This is a genomic window from Nocardia sp. CA-107356 (genome assembly GCF_050946365.1).
In the GTDB taxonomy this organism is placed as follows: Bacteria; Actinomycetota; Actinomycetes; order Mycobacteriales; family Mycobacteriaceae; genus Nocardia.
The window spans coordinates 2,413,055-2,431,497 of the sequence record NZ_CP191992.1 but is presented as its reverse complement, the minus strand read 5'-3'; the positions used below and the strand labels follow the sequence as shown (position 1 = coordinate 2,431,497).

Genomic DNA, 18,443 nt, shown 5'->3' with positions numbered 1-18,443 from the left:
CGGTGGAAGCTCGGTTAGCTTAGCGGACCGAAGCTCGGCGACCAAATCGCCGGATGCTGAACAACTTTCGGTCACGAACCGAGAGACGAACAACATTCTCCGCTGGGGTACCAGGACTCGAACCTAGAATGGCTGAACCAGAATCAGCTGTGTTGCCAATTACACCATACCCCAATGACCGAGACGTCAGACCTCGTGTCCGGCTGACCCGAGGCCCTGTTCCGAGCCGAGAAGAAGAGTACCAAACCGCATACGGTTAACTACAAATCGGCTGGTCAACGCCCTGTTTTTCGGTCTATCCGGTGGTGACTCCGCGTCGGTCGCTCGAACGGGCCTGCCCGGCTTTCACGCAGACGCGGTCCACGCCAGCGCCGAGCGCAACCGATCCAGGCTCGTCTCGCGCCCCAGCAACTCCAGCGACTCGTACAGCGGCGGGCTGATGTGCGAACCCGTCACCGCCACTCGCACAGGTGCGAACGCCTTACGCGGCTTGAGCCCCAAATCATCGATGAGCGAAGTTTTCAGCGCATCCTCGATCGCAGGGGTGGTCCAAACCGTCAGCGGCTCCAGCGCGGCAATGGCGGCGTCCAATACCACCGTGGCATCGGGGCCGAGGTTCTTCGATCCCGCCGCCGGATCAATCGAGAACTCTTCCGCCGGCGTGAACAAGAAACGCAGCAGATCCCACGCGTCGGACAACACCACGATCCGGGTCTGCACGAGATCGGCGGCCGCGGCGAACATCTTGTCCTCGATATCGGCGCCGATGTGACCGTGTTCGGTCAGGAACTCACGCAAGCGGTGTGCGAAATCACCCGGTTCCAGCAATCGGATGTGTTCGGCGTTGAGAGCGTCCGCCTTCTTCTGATCGAAACGGGCGGGATTCGAATTTACTTTCGAGATATCGAAGGCCGCCACCATCTCCGCCATCGAGAAAACATCGCGATCGTCCGCGATGCCCCAGCCGAGTAGCGCCAGGTAATTCAGCAAACCCTCCGGGATGAATCCCCTGTCCCGATGGACGAACAGATTCGACTCCGGATCGCGCTTGGACAACTTCTTGTTGCCCTGGCCCATCACGAACGGTAGATGACCGAACTCCGGAGTGAACTCCGCAACACCGATCCGGCGCATCGCCGCATAGAGCGCGATTTGGCGCGGCGTTGACGAGAGAATATCCTCGCCGCGTAACACATGGGTGATCTTCATCAATGCATCGTCGACCGGGTTTACCAGCGTATAGAGCGGATCGCCATTACCGCGAGTGAGTGCGAAATCGGGCACAGTACCCGCTTTGAAGGTGGTCTCGCCGCGCACCAGATCGTGCCAGGTGATGTCCTCGTCGGGCATCCGGAGCCGGATAACCGCCGGGCGTCCGGTGGCACGATAGGCCTCGATCGCCTCGGGGGTGAGATCGCGGTCATAGTTGTCGTAGCCGAGTTTCGGATCGCGACCCGCACCACGATGGCGCGCCTCGACTTCCTCGGGCGTAGTGAAGGATTCGTACGCTTCACCGGCCGCCAGCAACTTCCGCACGACCTCCATATGCAGTTCGCGTCGCTGCGACTGCCGGTACGGCGCATAGGGTCCGCCGACCTCCGGACCCTCGTCCCAGGTGAGGCCGAGCCAGCGCAGCGCGTCCAGGATCGCCCCATAGGACTCCTCGGAATCGCGTGCGGCATCGGTATCTTCGATGCGGAAGACGAACTTACCGCCGGTATGGCGGGCGTACGCCCAGTTGAACAGTGCCGTCCGGATCAGGCCGACGTGTGGCGTCCCGGTCGGTGACGGGCAGAAGCGGACCCGTACTTCAGTCATGGCTCTCTTTCGACTAGCGCTTGGCGGCAACAGGATTGGTGAGGGTTCCGATGCCCTCGACGGTCACGGACACGTTCTGCCCGGACTGCAGCGAGCCGACCCCCTCCGGGGTGCCGGTGAGGATCACATCACCGGGCAGCAGCGTCATCACCGTGGTCACCCACTCGATGAGCTTCGGAATATCGTGCAGCAGAAGCGAAGTGCGGCTGCGCTGGCGGACCTCGCCGTCGAGTTCGGTGACGATCTCCAGATCCGAAGGGTCCAGCGAGGTTTCGATCCACGGGCCGAGCGGGCAAAAGGTGTCGTAACCCTTGGCCCGGGTCCACTGGCCGTCGTGCTTCTGCTGATCGCGCGCGGTCACATCGTTGGCGACGGTGTAGCCGAGCACCACATCGAATGCACGGGCGGCGGGCACATCCTTGCAGGGACGGCCGATGACGATCGCCAGCTCACCCTCGTAGTCCACCTGGGAAGAGCTGGGCGGCAATACGATCGACGCGTTCGGGCCGACGATCGATGTGCTCGGCTTCATGAAGATCACCGGATCGGCGGGTGCGACACCGCCCATTTCGGCCGCATGCGCGGCGTAGTTCTTGCCGATGCAGACCACCTTGCTGGCCAGAATCGGCGCGAGCAGGCGTACATCGGCCAGCGGCCAACTCCGCCCGGTGAATGTCGGAGTACCGAACGGATGTTCCGCGATCTCCTTGGCGACGCTCTCGCTCCCCTCCCCTTCGATGCTGACGAAAGCGACTCCATCGGGACTGGCGATTCGACCTAGGCGCATGCCAGGCAGTCTATCGACCCCCATCGACCTGCTCGAACGCTGTGTCTGATTTGCTCCGTCTCTGGCAGCGCCTTCGGCGCTGCGTGTTCGCGGCCCCCTGTTGTCTCGCGTCCGAGCCGTCGAGACTCGCGCTTGCGGCGCATCGCTTCGACGACTCGGACGCGAGACGGGCCGCGAACGGGTCGCTCGTAAGAGTCGCTCCGTGGGAGTTACGGATGGGCGGATCGTTCGGCGCCTGACGTACGCCGGGCGATACCTAGGACGAATGTGCTTCGACGACTCAGCCGAGTTCGATCGCCGCGCCTTCGCTCGGATGCGAGACGGCCGCGAACAGTTGCTCGTAAGACTGGCTCTGCGGGGTCCGACACCCGCGCACCGCTGGCGTCGAAATGTGAGGCGATCGACAAACCGTACCGGCGAATCCACTTGCTGACCGGGTGTACGGTGAGACGCAATGTTCACACATTGAGAATGCGGTCCCATATTTTGAGATTTCGAGGTGAGGTCCATGGCTACGACCGTGACGCAGATGCGCGACGTCCGACGGTGGTCCATGCTCGGACTCGGCGTCTTCGCACAGGCCTCCAGTGCCGTGTTCGTCCACGGGGTGCCATTTCTGCTGCCAGCGCTGACCGCGGACGGCATGCCGCTGGCGACCGCCGGACTGCTGGTGGCGATGCCGACGGTCGGGCTGGTGTGCACGCTCATCGCGTGGGGGTATGTCGTCGACCGGATCGGTGAGCACAAGGTGCTGGTCGGCGGGCCATTACTCATGTTCGTCGCGGGCGCGGCGGCGGCAATGGCGTCGAATTACCTCGTGCTCGGCGCGCTGCTGTTCTTCGGCGGCGTCGGCGCGGCGAGCACCAATGGCGCCAGCGGGCGGGTGATCGTCGGCTGGTTCCCGCCGCACCGACGCGGGCTGGCCATGGGAATCCGGCAGACCGCACAGCCTTTGGGCGTCGGCGTCGGCGCGCTGGCCATTCCGGCGGTGGCGGCCGCACACGGCGTCTCAGCGGCCATCTTGGTGCCCGCCCTGATGGCGGGAGCAGCCGCGCTGGGCTGCCTGGGCGGGATCGTCGATCCGCCACGCCCCGCGGGTGCGGCCGCGGACCGGGCCAACCCCTATCGCGGCGATTCGACGCTGTGGCGCATCCACGCGGTCTCGATGCTCCTGTGCGTTCCACAAGGCACCGTATGGACTTTCGCATTGTTGTGGTTGCATCTTGACGTGGGTTGGTCGCTGCCCGTGGCGGGCGCCCTGGTTACCGTCACCCAAATCCTCGGCGCCCTAGGGCGAATCGGCGCGGGCGCATGGTCGGATCGCGTCGGCAGCCGATTGGGTCCGCTGCGCACCGTCGCCATCGCCGCCGTAATCGCCATGGCCGCCTTGGCTTCGGCCGCATGGACACATGCCTGGTGGGCCGCGATCCCGCTGCTGATCGCCGCATCTGTCATCACGGTGTCCGACAACGGCTTGGCCTTCACCGCGGTCGCCGAAATCGCCGGACCCTACTGGAGCGGACGCGGACTCGGCATCCAGAACACCGGCCAGAACCTCGCAATAGCCGCCATCCCACCGGCTTTCGGCGCACTGATCACCACGAGCGGCTTCCCCGCCGCGTACCTACTGGCTGCGGCACTGGCGATGGCCGCCGTCCCGCTGGTCCCCACCGACCAACGATCCGAATAACGGCCCCTTACGATTTCGCGCCCGTCCCGGCATTTCGGGCGGGCGCGAGCCGTTCGATCCCGATGAAGGCCGCGGCCGTCGATCGGCCTCGAATGCTCCAGCGGCACGGTACCGATTCGTGTGGTCTGCGCAAAAGCCACATACCGATGTCGACAGCGGCTCCGACGGCCGGCGGTACGGCACCCCGGCTTCGACAGAGAAGCAGCGGGGCGCCGCTCCTGACGGATGTAAATCCAGCCTTGACAAGGCTGCGGCGTCAAGTCAGGCTTTACATATGTCCGATGAACAGCAACATGTAGACCCGCAGGACGAGCGGGCGATGCTCGGAAAGCTGTTGTCCGCCAATGCGGAACTGGTCGTGGATGTGCTGCGCCCAGAAGAGGGGCGGCCCAGCGTGCCGGTGCTCGCCGCGCTCACCGCAACCCGAAACCTCAGCCGCCTCGTCGACGACATCCTGCACACCTTGGCCCGGCAGGCCCGCGACGAAGACCACACCTGGGCCGAAATCGGCGATCTCCTCGGCACCTCACGCCAAGCGGCCTTCCAACGTTTCAGCGGACCGATGCCCCCAACGGGCCCGTTTCCCCCACCCCCGACACCTCCCACACCGCCGAATCCGCCCGCACCACCCGCATTTCCACCCCCACGGGGCCTCCGCACACCACCCACCATGCCGATGCCACCCAGCATGCCGATGCCGCCCGAGATGCCGATGCCGCCCAACCCGCCGACTCCACCCACCCTCTAGTCCCGGATCCACGAATCCCCCACCACCGCACGAATTCCCGCCAGTACCCCCGGTTCCACCACTGGGTCGGCCGGTCGACACATCGAGACGACCGGTTGTGACACATCGACGCGAATGCCAGGTCGCCCGGAGACGAGCGTGACCAGTGCGCCCGCTATCGAGTGGTCGCGCCGGCGAGAATCCCGATCTCGTCGGCGTGATCCCGATGACCGCCCCGACGGCCGTCGCCCGGCTGGCCCACTCCTGCGCCGCCCAACTGGGCGACAGCTTCGATCCCACCGGGTTTCGCTGCCGCACAGCAGGTTCCGGGCGGGTTCCGCTGGCTGATCGTTCCCACGTCACCTGGTTGGCCGAGGTCACCGTCGGGGCCGCTGACTCCATCGCACCGGCAGGCTCCGACCTGGTCGAATCCGGTTGCTATGCCAAAGGTTCCGGCTGTTCCGCAGGCACCAGGAGCGCCCCCGCGACACCGTCGCGTGCCCGTCATGACCGAGCAATGCCCGCCCACCGCCGAACAGCTGGCCGAACCGGCTGGGCGCGGATCGGCTATCGCCGAATCAGTCAGTGCGGCAGTCACTCACGTCGAATGGCAGCATCAGTGCAGATCCACGTCGTTATACGGACCGAATCCGCGCCTGCGCAGCACGGGACGCTCATTCATCGCACTCCCCCGCATCGTCGATGACACGCCACGATCATTGCGTCGCATCGATGCCGAAGCTTCGCCATGCATCGGTGGTTCGCGCCTGCGGAGCCGAATTCAAGTGTGTGCCAAGACCCCTCGCATGCAGAAGGTCCGCGCTCGAACCCTTCGAGCGCGGACCTTCTGGCGAAAATCAGACCGCTGCGGCGATGCGATCCCCGACCTCGACGGTCGAGGCCGCGCCGGTGCGCGATGCGAGATCCTTGGCAACCGCGGCTTCGATCCGAGCCGCCGCCTCGGTATTGCCGAGATGGTTGAGCAGCAGCGAGACCGACAGGATCGCGGCGGTCGGATCGGCCTTGGACTGACCCGCGATATCGGGAGCACTACCGTGCACCGGCTCGAACATACTCGGGTTCGCTCCGGACGCGTCGATATTGCCGCTGGCCGCCAGGCCGATACCACCGCTGACCGCCGCCGCGAGGTCGGTGATGATGTCGCCGAAGAGGTTGTCGGTGACGATCACGTCGAAGCGGCCCGGATCGTTGACCATGTGGATGGTGGCGGCGTCGATGTGCTGGTAGGCGGTCTGTACCTCCGGGAATTCGACCGCGACCTCGTTCACCGTGCGCTGCCACAACGAACCGGCGAAGGTCAGCACGTTGTTCTTGTGCACCAGCGTCAGGTGCTTGCGGCGAGCCTGCGCCTTGGCGAAGGCATAGCGCACCACGCGCTCGATGCCGAAGCGAGTGTTGGTGCTGACCTCGGTGGCGACCTCGTGCGGAGTCTCGACCCGGATGGCGCCGCCGGTGCCGGTGTACGGCCCCTCGGTGCCCTCACGCACGACCACGAAGTCGATATCCGGATTGCCGGCCAGCGGACTGGTCACGCCGGGGTACAGCTTCGACGGACGCAGGTTCACGTGATGGTCCAGCGCGAAGCGGGTGCGCAGCAGCAGTCCGCGCTCGAGCACACCGCTCGGCACCGACGGATCGCCGATCGCGCCGAGCAGGATCGCATCGTGCTGCTTCAGCTCGGGCAGCACCGAATCCGGCAGGATCTCCCCTGTCGCATGGTAACGACGGGCCCCCAGGTCGTATTCGGTCTTCTCCACCCCCGGCTGTACCACGTCGAGCACCTTGAGTGCCTCTGCGATGACCTCGGGACCGATCCCATCACCGGCGATAACAGCAAGCTTCATAACAACCATGCTCCGTTCAGTATTGCCGACCGCCACCGTACGTCGTCCCGCACCGCACGCCACTGCCGGGCATCGCAGCGCATGTTCTCCGTCGACGCACACGGTTCCGCCCGGCGGTCATGTGCGCACCGTGACAATTCGTGCGCGGTGTGTCAGGTGGGACGGCGCCGCGCACGGGTAGATGTGCGCGGCGCCGGAGGTGCGATCAGAACAGGTCGACCAGGACGATCTTCGCGGCGCCGACGGATTCCGCGATCGCGGTCTGGACCTCGGCCGAGACTTCGCGGTTCACACGCAGAACAACGGTCGCGCCTTCCTTATCGACATCCTGGCTCAGCTGTGCGGCGAGGATGTCGATCTCGGCCTCGCCGAGCTTGGTGCCGATCTTGCCCAGCGCGCCCGGCCTGTCGTCGTAGTTCAGTACGGCCAGGTTCAGGCCCTCGGCGCGCATGTCGTAGTTGCGGCCGTTGATGTTGACGATCTTCTGCACCTGCTGCGGCTCGGTCAGCGTGCCGGCCACATTCAGGGTGCGGCCGTCGCCGAAGACCGCGCGCAGGTCGACGACGCTGCGGTGGCTCGGGCTCTCGGAGATCTTGGTGACCTCAGCGGTGATACCGCGGTCCTTGGCCAGCGCGGGGGCATTGACGAAGGTGACCTGGTCCTCGACGAGTGCGGAGAAGATGCCGCGCAGCGCCGAAAGCTCCAGCACCGCGACATCTTGCGCGGCCAGCTCGCCGCGCACCTGCACCTCGACGCTGACCGGCAGCTCGTCGGACACCGCACCGAGCAGATGACCCTGCTTGCGCACGATCTCCAGCCACGGCGCGACCTCGTCGCCGACGGTGCCACCGGTGACGTTCACCGCGCCCGGCACGAATTCACCCGCGAGCGCGAGCAGCACGGATTTGGCGACATCGGTACCGGCCCGGTCCTGCGCCTCCGAGGTGGACGCGCCGAGGTGCGGGGTCACGACGACCTGCGGCAGCTCGAACAGCGGGCTGTCGGTGCACGGCTCGGTGTCGAATACGTCCAGGCCCGCGGCGCGTACGTGACCCGACTTGATGGCGCTGGCGAGCGCCTGCTCGTCGACCAGCCCGCCGCGCGCGGCGTTGACGATGATGACGCCCGGCTTGGTCCTGGCGATGGCTTCCTTGCCGATAATGCCCTTGGTCTCGGGGGTCTTCGGCAGGTGCACCGAGATCAGGTCGGCGCGCTCGAGCAGTTCGTCCAGGCTGAGCAGTTCGATGCCGAGCTGGGCGGCGCGAGCCGGGGAGACGTAGGGGTCGTACGCGATCACCTTGGTCTCGAACGCGGCGAGGCGCGCGGCGAACAGCTGGCCGATGCGGCCGAGGCCGACAACACCGACGGTCTTGTCGAAGATCTCGACACCGTTGAACTTGCTGCGCGCCCAGGTGCGCTCGCGCAGGGTGGCGTCGGCGGCCGGGATCTGGCGGGCGGCGGCGAGCAGCAGGGTGACGGCATGCTCGGCGGCGGTGTGGATGTTCGAGGTGGGCGCGTTGACGACCATGACGCCGCGCTCGGTGGCCGCGGGCACATCGACATTGTCGAGGCCGACACCGGCGCGGGCGACGATCTTCAGGTTCTTCCCGGCCTCGAGCACCTCGGCGTCGACGGTGGTCGCAGAGCGGACGAGGAGCGCGTCCGCCTCGGGTACCGCGGCGAGCAGCGCCGGGCGGTCGGGGCCATCGACCCAGCGAACCTCGACACCGTCACCGAGCGCGTCGACGGTCGACTGGGCGAGCTTGTCGGCAATCAGAACAACAGGACGGCCTGCTTGGCTCACGGTGGGTTACTCCTGGGAGGAAGGGGTCGGCATTTACCGCCGACCAGCTTAGTGGGCGCGAAATCGCAGCGCCCTACCCCCTGGTAGGCAGCCGCCGTCAGTGCCATCGTCGTGTCCGGAAACGGGGAAGGCCCCGCACCATCGGGTGCGGGGCCTTCCCTACGTCCCACGCCGAATCGAGCGGCGCGGATACAGCCGAAATCATTCGACCGAGACAGCGCTATCAGCCGCCGAACGAACCCGTCCAGAGGGTGTTGAGAATACCGTGCAGAGCAGCGCTACCGGTAGAGAACAGGCCGTTGAGGGCAGCGGAACCGGTGTCGATGATAACGGGGATCATGAAATTTCCTCTTCGTCGAAAACGAATCCAGTCGAACTGGCTGACACACGGCACATCGGCGCCCGAACAAATCCGGTTACAGATTTGGGCCGGATAGTGACGCAGACTACAGAACGCTTTTCATTGTGACCTGGACAACCGTCCATGATGGTCCTGAGCAGGTCGAATCTAGCTACTTGCAGGTCAGGGATGCTTTTTCGAACCATAATTAGCTCCGCAAAAGATGCCCCCTAAGAGCTCTCTAAGAGAATGTTTCAAACCCGTCCGAGACCTATCCGAGATAGGCCAGATGAACCAGAGCAACCTGCGGCAACCTCCGGACATATCCGACGGTTCCGCAACCGATTTGCGCGGCAGCGGTATTAGTCGGCGCGATACATCAGATACGGCCGCCCCAGCATCAACGCGACAGCAAGCGCGGCGCTACCGAAATAGACCGGCAGCAGATGGATGAAGGCGGTGTAGTGGATGAAGAAGTGGATAACCAGCGCACTGGCCGATCCGGCGACGGTCGCACCGAGCAACGTCCACCACACCCACGCCTCGCCCTGCCGCCAGCCCCACAGGCCCAGCAGCACGATCGCCACCGCCGTGGCCATCAGCGCGCCGCCGAATCCCGCACGGTCGTGGGCGACGAACGGCAGTAGGTGCGAGTTCGCGGCCCTCAGCGTGGCGGCGTCGGTGTCCAGGAACCGCAGATCGGTCGGCACGAAGACGAAGGTGAGTCCAACGGTCGAGATGACGACACCGCCGATGAATACCCCCACCCCCGTGGCGATCATCACCAACTGACCGACCAGCGCGCGGCGACGCACCCGCTCCGGGCACTGCGGCGGCACCGTCCAATGCCGCGTTGTCGGCTTGTGCCACACGGCGAGCAGGAACATCGGGAACAGCACCACTGCCGCCAACACGTGCAGCGGCTCGACGAAACCGATCACCAGGAAGTAGAACAGGGTCGGAAATCCGATCAGCCCGGACAGGAGATACGCGTTGCGCGCCCATACCCGGCCCAGCCGGATGCCACCCCAGGCCAGGCCCGTGTAGAGCACGCCGATGGCGATCATATTGCCCGCCATGGTGATCCGGTCGTGCTGCAGAAAGTGCACCAGGTGGTGGTTGATCCGGTGCAGCCCTTCGACATCGGTGCCGAGGTAGTCGCGGTCGTACCAGAGCAATACCGGGCCCAAGGTGATGGCCGCCGCGCCGATTCCGGCGACGATCATCCCGATGCCGACCAGCACACCCCACAACCAGGCGGGCCAGCGCCGCGGATCGAGCGGGACGTCGCGCAGGGTCGGTGGCGGTGGAGTGGCCGGTTGCGCGGCCTCGATGACGCGGTTGAACCAATTCGGGCCCGCGGCGATCAGTACCTCCGGTGTGGCCAACACGGTGCGGGTGGGATCGGCCAGTGCCGTCACCGCAGCGGCAATATCGGGCTCGGTCAGATAGTGCCGATCAGCAGGCGCATCGATGATCACTTGGTCCACATGGGGTTCCAGCTCAGCGCCCACCTCGGGATCGGTGACCAGCGCGACCACGCGACACCGGCGATCAAGGGCCGCAGCGCACACCGCCGCGATATCCGCACGACCCACCGGCCCGACCTCGACGACTCCGGCGCCCTGCACCGGCAGCACCCGGATGGCGTCCCGCACGACTTCGACCGGAACCGTCGCACCGAACCGCTCGACCCACTCGGCGGGCAGCGCAGGATGATCGAACACCCGTGAAATCACCCGCCCACCTTGGGGCAGCGCGACCAGACCCGCCAGCAACCGCAATGCCATTCGTTGCGCGCGATGCTCCCCGACCAGGGCATTCGCGATTGGACGCAACGGGTGATAGGTCCAGTCCGGCACGGCACACATCGTCACACACCCGATGCGCCGACCGCACGACCTCAGTTATCCGGCGCTGAGAAGACCGATGGTCCGCCGTATCCGAGCCGAACTACTATCACCGACCATGTCCCTGGGCGCGATTCCCGCATCGATGGACCCGACGGTGGTCGGGTCCATCGATGCCGAGCTCGATCGGGTCGAGCACACGCATCGGGTGTCGGTGCGCCTGGCCATCGAAAGCGGCAGCCGGGCTTGGGATTTCCCTCACCCGACTCGGATTACGACTGCCGGTTCGTCTATGTCGCGCTATGGATACCTACCTGTCGCCAGGAAGTCCTGGCCGTCGGAGATGAGCTGTAGCGCAATAGGACTCGTCAGCGCCGTCGGCAGGCGGCGCGGCCGGAGCCAAGGCGCGAGGAGCAGGTCCGCATCACGCTTCAGCGACCGCGGCGGCATAGGCGCGTGCCAACCGCTCGGTCGCGGTCGGGGCGTCGGGATCGGGGCGGGAAATCCCGAGGTGCGACTCGCGCAGCTCGTCCATGAACTCGGCCCAGAGCTGCGGCCCGCCTTCCTCCAGCAGTTCTGCGCGTACGCGCAGGCGCTTGGTCGTCGGCCGATGCCGCAACCCCCACGCGCCCAGCTGCGCCATGATCGGCACCAATTGGATCGCGGGCTCGGTCAGCCGGTACTCGGCCTTCCGCCCGGGACGGGTGTCCTCACGGCTGAGCAGTCCGGCCGCGACCAGGCGCTTGAGCCGGTCGGACAGGATGTTGGACGCGATGCCCTCCTCCGATCCGGCCAGCAGCTCGCGGAAGTGGCGACGGTTTCCGAACATCACGTCGCGCAGTACCAGCAGCGTCCACCGATCGCCGATCACCTCGATGGTCGCGTTGATCGGGCAGCCCGAACGTCCCTCGTCGCGCATCTGATGCTCCCTCTATCGAACTACCGCTTGCATTCTACAACCAGTCGCGGCTACGCCGTCCGACAAGCGATTGCAAAATACAAGCAGATCAGGAAACTGAGAGACTCGGTGCTGCACTCCCCCGTGGTCACACATGTGACGTTCACCAAGACCGTATGAATTATCCCCCGAAACGACGAGAGGCCCGCACCCCCTGCCGGGTGCGAGCCTCCTAAGTCACGCTTGATCAGATAGCGCGGACGTCCTGGGCCTGCGGACCCTTCTGGCCCTGGCCGATCTCGAACTCCACGCGCTGGCCCTCTTCGAGGGACCGGAAACCCGAGCCGGAAACGGCCGAGTAATGCACGAAGACGTCAGGGCCGCCTCCGTCTTGAGCGATAAAGCCGAAGCCCTTCTCGCTGTTGAACCACTTCACACTGCCTTGAGCCATGTTCTTTACTTCTTACTTCCTGTTGATGAGTCGAGCAGATCACTTCGATGAGCCCGATCTCTCGATCAACAATGCCATCATCCGACGAATTCGGCCACATCCAGCAGTGGTGACTGTGAGCAAGCCGACGTCGATGCAGGGCTGCGGCTGCGGCCGCAACACCTGTTGTGCAGCGCTGGCTACCCCGGCTACAGTGTTGCCTCGGAGCGCAGATCAGCCGGTCAGCGCACACTTTTGGCTATCGACACGGTCACGTCCGCGATCCCAGCAACCATAGTCGGCAGACGCCTCGGATCGATCCTAAGAAGTTGTAAAGAAAATACGCGACACCGCGCTTTCTCGTGCACTAACTGGTCGGTTTTCAGTTTTGCGTGCGCGTCCGGTCGATCGCGGCGGCGACGCCGTCGAGGACGAGTTCGAGGCCGAAGGTGAAATCCGCGTCGGGATCCTCGGGCGGCCTCTCCCAGATATCCGCAGCGAATAGCCCCGCGGCATCGGGAAATCGCACCGGATCGACCAACTCGACGAGGTCGCGGCCGTAGTCCCGCTCGACCTGTATTTGTTCGAGTCCCGCCGCGCGGCTGCCCGCTTCGAGTTCACTGGCCACTACGAATGCCCGCCGGACGTGGCCGCTGACCACCGTGATGACACCGACCTTGGCCGCCCAGTCCAGATCCGTAGCGCGCAGGCAGCGCAGGCCCGCGTCCATCCATCCGATGGCGTTCGGGCCGCGCGGCGGACCGGCGACGGGCACCGCGGCCAGCCAGGGGCGTCGCTGGAAGATCGCTCGCTGCGCCAGAGCCCAGCGGCGCAGCCGCGTCCGCCAATCCCCGTCCGGCCCTGTCGGTTCGGTTGCTGGGCCGAAGCCGAGATCGGCCATCAGCACGATCAACTCGTCCTTGGAGCCGATATAGCGGTACAGCGACATGGGCGTGACGTGCAATGCCGCCGCGATCTTCGGCAGGGTCGCGCCCGACAGTCCGTCCCGATCGGCCAGCGCCACGGCGGTGCCGACGACGCGGTCGACATCGAGCTCGGCGGGGCGACCGAGGCGTGGTCCGGTCGGCAGCCGCCACAGCCGCATCAGTTCGTCGGGCATCTTCGGTTCGGCCACCGGCCTCCGATCTCGCTGGTCACAGAGTCGGCGAACTTTAACATAGACCTTATAGTATAAGTCGTATACTATCTCCGAGCGGGTGTTGAACCGGCGAGCGCCGCACTCCCGCACCCATCCCCTCGGAAAGCGAAAAATATATGGACGCCAACGTTATTCGCCGCGTCGCCGGTGTCTCCGGACTCATTGCCGCGCTGCTGATGCTGGTCGAGCTGCCGCTGTACTTCGTCTACGACGGTGCCCCGCCGGACTCGAATGTGTTGACCCGCAGCCTGTTCGGGCTCACCGCCCTGACCCTGCTCGTCGTATTCATTTCCGGATTCGGCTATCTGCTGAAGCACACCGCGTACGAATGGGTGGGCACGGTGGCCGCGACCGCCGGGCTGATGTGGTTGGCGGTCGCATTCGTCGGGACCGGACTCGAGGTCGGCGCGGTGATCCAGGCACCGGAGCCGATCGATCCGACCATCACAGTCAGCGGGACCTACATCCTGTACGGCACGATTTCGCGGCTGTTGGAGGGATTGTTCTTGGCGGCCTCGGGTCTTGCGGTCTTGCGCACCTCGGTGCTGTCGCATTGGATCGGCTGGTCGGCCTGGATGCTCGCACTGATCAACGTCGTATTCGTGCCGTCACTGTTCTTCGGGAATACACCGGCGAATTTCTATGCGGCCAATGGGTGGGGCACGACGGCGACGGTGGGCGGGTTCACGATGCTGTGGCTTCTGGCGGTCGGCATCACCATGGCCGTGCGGCGACCCACGGCTGCTGCGGGCACCCCGGTGGCCACGGTCCAGCGGGTGTCCTAGGCGGTCGTATCGACCGCGAATTCGGTGAGCGAGAAGACGTTGCCGTCGGGATCGGGAAACCATGCGATCTTGTCGCCGCCCTGCGTGGTCCACACGCCGCCGTCGTCCTGGTCCATGCCTTCGTAGCGGTGGAATTTCACCCCACGCGCGGTCAGTTCGGCGATGATCGCGGCGATATCGGGGACCACCCAGCCGAGGATGGTGAACGGTTGTGGGACAAGGTCGTTCACCCGCGCGATGCGGATGGTGGTGCCGCCGCCACGCGCGACGCAGGCGAACGACGTCATCTCGACGATCTCGAGATCCAGCACATCGGCGTAGAACCGGCGCGATCGTTCCAGATCCAGCGACGGGGCGAAGGCGACGACCTCGGCATCGGCAAGGGCAGCCATGGACGCAGGCTACCCCGCCGATATCCTCGATCCGGTCGATTCGGGCTCAGCCCTTCAGATAGCGCACCTGTCCCGACTTCGACTCGTCGTAGGCCGCGCGACCGGACATGTGTTCCGGTACTCCGACCTCCCACCAAGCTCCCGCTTCGGTCCAGGCGGACGGCTGCGTGCGCACGACAACGACTGCCGGTCGGGACTCGCCGAGGGCAGCGGCGCGGGCCCGCGCATACGCGCCGCGGAACTCGGCCAGGTCGGTTGCGGTGAAGACGGCGCAGCCCAGGGAACGAGCGTGGCCGACGAAATCGACCCGGGGCGGTCTGGGATGGTTGGTGCGACAGTCGGCATAGAAGTTGTTGAACGGTTCGCCGCCCTGGCCCTCCTGGAGCCGGGCGATCACCGCATACCCGTCGTTATCGCAGACCACCGCGACGAACCGGTGGCCAGCGAAGGCGGCCGAGAACAGTTCGGAGTTCAGCATCAGATAGGAGCCGTCGCCGAGCATCGTTGTGACCAGGCCGTGCACGTGCGCCATGGCCGCGCCCCAGGCACCGGCGAGTTCGTAACCCATGCAGGAGAATCCGTACTCGACATCCATGGTGGGGACGGTGCCGGTGGCGCGCCAGCCGCCGATCAGCTCGCCGGGCATGCCGCCCGAGGCAGTCATGACGTAGTCATCCGGTGCGCTCAATTCGTTGACGACGCCGACGATTTGGGCGTAGCTCGGGGCGCCCGGTGTCGGGGCACGCAATGTGTCGATATGCGCATCCCAGGTGGTGCGGAGTCCTGCCGCGCGGGCCGACCATTCGGCGTCGACTCGCCAATTCGCCAGGTGCGCCGCCAGTTCCCGCACCGTCGCATCGGCGTCGCCGACAACCGCGAGCGCGCCGTGCTTCACCGCGTCGAATCGAGCCGCGTTGATCGTGACCAGCCGGACGTCGGAAGCGAAGACGGTCCAGGACGCCGTGGTGAAGTCCTGTAGTCGAGTGCCGACGGCCAGCACCAGATCCGCTTGTGCGGCCGCGGTATTGGCCGACGCCGAGCCCGTCACACCGAGCGGGCCGGTGTACAAGGGGTGGTCATGTGGCACGAGTGTTCGGCCCGCCGTCGTCTCCGTCATCGGAATGCCGTGCCGCTCAGCGAATTCGATTACCAGGCGGCCCGCACCCGAGTAGCGGACACCGCCGCCGAGGATCAACAGCGGACGATGCGCCGACCGCAACGCGTCGGCGGCTTCGGCCAGTATCCGGGAGTCGGGGCGAGAACGTGTGATTCGGTGCACGACCGGCTCGAATAGGGCCTCGGGGAAGTCATAGATCTCGGCTTGAACGTCCTGCGGCAGCGCGAGCGTCACGGGTCCCGCATCGGCCGCATCGGTCAGTACCCGGGCCGCTTGGGGCAGGGTGGCGATCAATTGTTCGGGGCGCGTTATGCGGTCGAAGTACCGGCTGACCGCACGGAACGCGTCGTTGACGGTAACCGTGGGGTCGCCGAAGTGCTCGACCTGTTGCAGCACCGGATCGGGTGCTCGACTGGTGAAGGTGTCGCCCGGAAGCAACAGCAGCGGTAGACGATTCGCGTGGGCGACACCGGCCGCGGTCACCATATTCAGCGCGCCGGGGCCGATCGAGGAGGTCGCTATCCCGACCTGACGACGGTGTGTGGCCTTCGCCAGCCCAACCGCCGCCAACGCCATCCCCTGCTCGGTATGCCCGCGCCAGACCGGTATCTCGGCACTGCGCTCCTGCAAAGCGGTGCCGAGGCCGAGCACATTGCCGTGACCGAAGATCGCGAAAACAGCCGGGAACAGGGGCACTTCACGACCATCGAGGGTCTCCGAGTGCTGGGCGACCAACCAGCCGACCAATGCCTGCGCCATCGTCAACTTCATCCGAACCGTCCTAGAGGTCGTGGGTCCGACGTCGCGGCGAGACCGACGGCGCTCTGCTGTGGACGCAGAGCGACGCCGACCCGCCCGATCGTCAGGACCTCGCGTGCGTTCACGGCAGGACCACGCGCTGCAATTCGTGCTGCAGTGCGTCCAATTCGGCGCCACCGGCCATCTGCCTGGTCAGCTCCGGCAGGTCGATTTCCGATTTCTCGTAGGAGCCGAGCATTGCACCGCGTTTGAGCAGAAGGAAGCGATCACCGACCGGGAAGGCGTGATGCGGGTTGTGGGTGATCAGGATGACGCCGAGCCCGCGATCTCGCGCCTGCACAACGTATTTCAGCACCACACCGGCCTGCTTCACGCCGAGGGCGGCGGTCGGCTCGTCCAGGATGAGCACCTTGGCCCCGTAGTGCACCGCCCTGGCGATCGCGATGCACTGACGTTGGCCGCCGGAGAGCGTGCCGACCGGCTGCTCCATATCGCGGATCTCGATCCCCATATCCACCAGCGCCTGTCGTGCGATATCGCGGCCTTTGCGACGGTCGAGCAGTCGCAGCGGACCGTATCCGAGGGTCGGCTCGGAGCCGAGCACGAAGTTGCGCCATACGCTCATCAGCGGTACCACCGCGAGATCCTGGTACACGGTCGCGATCCCGTGATCCAAAGCGGCTCGCGGCGAGGACAATCGGATCGTCTGCCCGTCGATCTTCAGCTCACCGTGGTCGTGCTGGTGCACACCGGCGAGAATTTTGATCAGCGTCGACTTGCCCGCGCCATTGTCACCGAGGATGCAGGTGACCTGTCCCGCGTTCACCACAGTCGAAACATCACGCAAGGCGACAACACCGCCGTAGCTCTTGCCGATATCGATTGCTTCGATCAGTGGTCCGTGCCCACCCGTCTCCCGGCCACCGTCCCCCATGGAATCGCTGCGCGATACTGCATTCATCGGCGTACCCTTTCGGCTCGCTTCTTGAAAATGTTGTTGACCAACACCGCCGCCAGCAACAGCACGCCGAGGAACAGCATGAACCAGTCACTGTCCCAGCCGGCGAAGACGATGCCCTGACGCGCCATGCCGAAGATCAGCGCGCCGATCGCAGCACCGATCGCCGAACCGAACCCACCCGTCAGCAGGCAGCCGCCGACCACCGCCGCGATGATGTAGTGCAGTTCCAGCCCGACACCCTGATTCGCCTGCACGCTGGAGAACCGCAGGATGCTGCAGGAGCCGACGACCCACCCCGCGAAGGCGGTGGTCATGAAGAGCACGATCTTCGTCCGGTCCGCCGGGACGCCGACGGCCCGCGCGCTGGGCAGCGCACCGCCCACCGCGAAGATCCAGTTGCCGAACTTGGTGCGTACCAGCACAAGTGCGGCGATCGCGGTCAGCACCACCCACCAGACGACCGAAGCCTGCAAGTGAGTGTCACCGATGTTCAGCGTCGATGCGAAGACCCATCCGGCCGAGTTGTATCCGTCGGCACTCCGAATACCGGACACCTGAACGGTTCCGGTGACCAACCGGGTCACGCCGAGGTTGAGGCCCTGCAGCGCGAGGAACGTTCCCAGGGTGACGATAAAACTCGGTAGTCCGGTACGCATCACCAGCCACCCGTTGAACGCGCCGACCGTCAGTGCGAACAGCAGCGAAACCAGCAGCGCCAGCCAGACATTCCAGCCCGCGTGCACCGCGAGCAGTGCAGTGACCAGCGCGGTGGAGGCGGTCATCACTCCGGCCGACAGATCGAATTCACCGCCGATCATCAACAGCGCCACCGCGACCGCCATGATGCCCAGCGTGGACGAATCGTCCAGCCAGGTCGCGACGCCGAGCGAGCTGAGGAACCGGTCGGTAATGATCGAGAAGAATACGAAAACCAGTGCGGCGCCGAGTAATGCGCCGATCTCAGGTCGTACGACCAATCGCTGGAACAGCGAGGGGCCCTCCGACCGGCTGCTGGGTGTGACCTCGGAAGTTTTTGTGGCAATAGTCATTTCATCCACTCC

The 18,443-nt window shown here is 65.5% G+C and carries 15 protein-coding genes and 1 tRNA gene; 3 read left to right on the top strand and 13 right to left on the bottom strand.

The features are described 5' to 3' along the window. Nucleotides 1-102: 102 nt before the first annotated feature. From ACQP1G_RS11020 to ACQP1G_RS11010, 3 genes are all read right to left on the bottom strand, one after another. Nucleotides 103-174 (bottom strand) — tRNA-Gln (locus ACQP1G_RS11020). Between the two features lie 171 nt (nucleotides 175-345). After that, nucleotides 346-1,818: a glutamate--tRNA ligase gene (gene gltX / locus ACQP1G_RS11015; RefSeq protein ID WP_433201818.1), complete on the bottom strand. Its 1,473-nt coding sequence runs from the start codon at nucleotides 1,816-1,818 to the stop codon at nucleotides 346-348. 13 nt (nucleotides 1,819-1,831) lie between these two features. Continuing rightward, entirely contained in the window at nucleotides 1,832-2,605 is a 774-nt protein-coding gene (locus ACQP1G_RS11010) for a fumarylacetoacetate hydrolase family protein (RefSeq protein WP_433201815.1), read from the bottom strand. A gap of 508 nt (nucleotides 2,606-3,113) precedes the next feature. Between ACQP1G_RS11010 and ACQP1G_RS11005 the strand changes: the two genes are divergently transcribed. After that, nucleotides 3,114-4,295 (top strand): MFS transporter, encoded by a 1,182-nt coding sequence (locus tag ACQP1G_RS11005; protein ID WP_433201812.1) that lies wholly within the window; start codon nucleotides 3,114-3,116, stop codon nucleotides 4,293-4,295. Nucleotides 4,296-4,569: 274 nt separating this feature from the next. Then, complete coding sequence (locus ACQP1G_RS11000) at nucleotides 4,570-5,043, top strand: hypothetical protein (protein ID WP_433201809.1); 474 nt, start codon at nucleotides 4,570-4,572, stop codon at nucleotides 5,041-5,043. 836 nt (nucleotides 5,044-5,879) lie between these two features. On the opposite strand, the gene ACQP1G_RS10995 is transcribed toward ACQP1G_RS11000, so the two are convergent. The 6 genes from ACQP1G_RS10995 to ACQP1G_RS10970 all read right to left on the bottom strand — a co-directional run bounded on the left by ACQP1G_RS10995 (nucleotide 5,880) and on the right by ACQP1G_RS10970 (nucleotide 13,344). After that, complete coding sequence (locus ACQP1G_RS10995) at nucleotides 5,880-6,887, bottom strand: 3-isopropylmalate dehydrogenase (protein ID WP_433201806.1); 1,008 nt, start codon at nucleotides 6,885-6,887, stop codon at nucleotides 5,880-5,882. Between the two features lie 205 nt (nucleotides 6,888-7,092). Next, nucleotides 7,093-8,691 (bottom strand): phosphoglycerate dehydrogenase, encoded by a 1,599-nt coding sequence (gene serA / locus ACQP1G_RS10990; protein WP_433201803.1) that lies wholly within the window; start codon nucleotides 8,689-8,691, stop codon nucleotides 7,093-7,095. 702 nt (nucleotides 8,692-9,393) lie between these two features. Next, nucleotides 9,394-10,893, bottom strand: coding sequence for a hypothetical protein (locus ACQP1G_RS10985; protein ID WP_433201800.1), 1,500 nt, complete (start codon nucleotides 10,891-10,893; stop codon nucleotides 9,394-9,396). A gap of 412 nt (nucleotides 10,894-11,305) precedes the next feature. Then, complete coding sequence (locus tag ACQP1G_RS10980; RefSeq protein ID WP_433201797.1) at nucleotides 11,306-11,800, bottom strand: winged helix-turn-helix transcriptional regulator; 495 nt, start codon at nucleotides 11,798-11,800, stop codon at nucleotides 11,306-11,308. Nucleotides 11,801-12,026: 226 nt separating this feature from the next. Continuing rightward, nucleotides 12,027-12,230 carry a cold-shock protein gene (locus ACQP1G_RS10975; protein ID WP_040693519.1) on the bottom strand — a complete coding sequence of 68 codons (204 nt, stop codon included), beginning with the start codon at nucleotides 12,228-12,230 and terminating at the stop codon, nucleotides 12,027-12,029. A 361-nt stretch (nucleotides 12,231-12,591) separates the two neighbouring features. Further along, nucleotides 12,592-13,344, bottom strand: coding sequence for a TetR/AcrR family transcriptional regulator (locus ACQP1G_RS10970; RefSeq protein ID WP_433201795.1), 753 nt, complete (start codon nucleotides 13,342-13,344; stop codon nucleotides 12,592-12,594). 140 nt (nucleotides 13,345-13,484) lie between these two features. Between ACQP1G_RS10970 and ACQP1G_RS10965 the strand changes: the two genes are divergently transcribed. After that, nucleotides 13,485-14,153 (top strand): hypothetical protein, encoded by a 669-nt coding sequence (locus ACQP1G_RS10965; protein ID WP_433201792.1) that lies wholly within the window; start codon nucleotides 13,485-13,487, stop codon nucleotides 14,151-14,153. Here ACQP1G_RS10965 and ACQP1G_RS10960 read toward each other — a convergent pair. The 4 genes from ACQP1G_RS10960 to ACQP1G_RS10945 all read right to left on the bottom strand — a co-directional run bounded on the left by ACQP1G_RS10960 (nucleotide 14,150) and on the right by ACQP1G_RS10945 (nucleotide 18,431). Further along, nucleotides 14,150-14,545 carry a VOC family protein gene (locus ACQP1G_RS10960; RefSeq protein ID WP_433201789.1) on the bottom strand — a complete coding sequence of 132 codons (396 nt, stop codon included), beginning with the start codon at nucleotides 14,543-14,545 and terminating at the stop codon, nucleotides 14,150-14,152. The genes ACQP1G_RS10965 and ACQP1G_RS10960 overlap by 4 nt on opposite strands. A gap of 46 nt (nucleotides 14,546-14,591) precedes the next feature. Beyond that, complete coding sequence (gene iolD / locus ACQP1G_RS10955) at nucleotides 14,592-16,433, bottom strand: 3D-(3,5/4)-trihydroxycyclohexane-1,2-dione acylhydrolase (decyclizing) (protein WP_433201786.1); 1,842 nt, start codon at nucleotides 16,431-16,433, stop codon at nucleotides 14,592-14,594. Nucleotides 16,434-16,542: 109 nt separating this feature from the next. Then, complete coding sequence (locus ACQP1G_RS10950; protein ID WP_433208380.1) at nucleotides 16,543-17,355, bottom strand: ATP-binding cassette domain-containing protein; 813 nt, start codon at nucleotides 17,353-17,355, stop codon at nucleotides 16,543-16,545. 23 nt (nucleotides 17,356-17,378) lie between these two features. After that, the gene (locus ACQP1G_RS10945; RefSeq protein ID WP_433201784.1) at nucleotides 17,379-18,431 is read right to left on the bottom strand and encodes an ABC transporter permease; all 1,053 of its coding nucleotides are present in this window, start codon (nucleotides 18,429-18,431) and stop codon (nucleotides 17,379-17,381) included. Nucleotides 18,432-18,443: the final 12 nt, after the last annotated feature.

Coding starts and splice junctions, on each gene's coding strand:
- ACQP1G_RS10965 (WP_433201792.1), top strand. CDS start 13,485: ATGGACGCCAACGTTATTCGCCGCGTCGCCGGTGTCTCCGGACTCATT.
- ACQP1G_RS10945 (WP_433201784.1), bottom strand. CDS start 18,431: ATGACTATTGCCACAAAAACTTCCGAGGTCACACCCAGCAGCCGGTCG.
- ACQP1G_RS10995 (WP_433201806.1), bottom strand. CDS start 6,887: ATGAAGCTTGCTGTTATCGCCGGTGATGGGATCGGTCCCGAGGTCATC.
- iolD (WP_433201786.1), bottom strand. CDS start 16,433: ATGAAGTTGACGATGGCGCAGGCATTGGTCGGCTGGTTGGTCGCCCAG.
- ACQP1G_RS10960 (WP_433201789.1), bottom strand. CDS start 14,545: ATGGCTGCCCTTGCCGATGCCGAGGTCGTCGCCTTCGCCCCGTCGCTG.
- ACQP1G_RS11005 (WP_433201812.1), top strand. CDS start 3,114: ATGGCTACGACCGTGACGCAGATGCGCGACGTCCGACGGTGGTCCATG.
- ACQP1G_RS10975 (WP_040693519.1), bottom strand. CDS start 12,230: ATGGCTCAAGGCAGTGTGAAGTGGTTCAACAGCGAGAAGGGCTTCGGC.
- gltX (WP_433201818.1), bottom strand. CDS start 1,818: ATGACTGAAGTACGGGTCCGCTTCTGCCCGTCACCGACCGGGACGCCA.
- ACQP1G_RS11010 (WP_433201815.1), bottom strand. CDS start 2,605: ATGCGCCTAGGTCGAATCGCCAGTCCCGATGGAGTCGCTTTCGTCAGC.
- ACQP1G_RS11000 (WP_433201809.1), top strand. CDS start 4,570: ATGTCCGATGAACAGCAACATGTAGACCCGCAGGACGAGCGGGCGATG.
- ACQP1G_RS10950 (WP_433208380.1), bottom strand. CDS start 17,355: ATGGGGGACGGTGGCCGGGAGACGGGTGGGCACGGACCACTGATCGAA.
- ACQP1G_RS10980 (WP_433201797.1), bottom strand. CDS start 11,800: ATGCGCGACGAGGGACGTTCGGGCTGCCCGATCAACGCGACCATCGAG.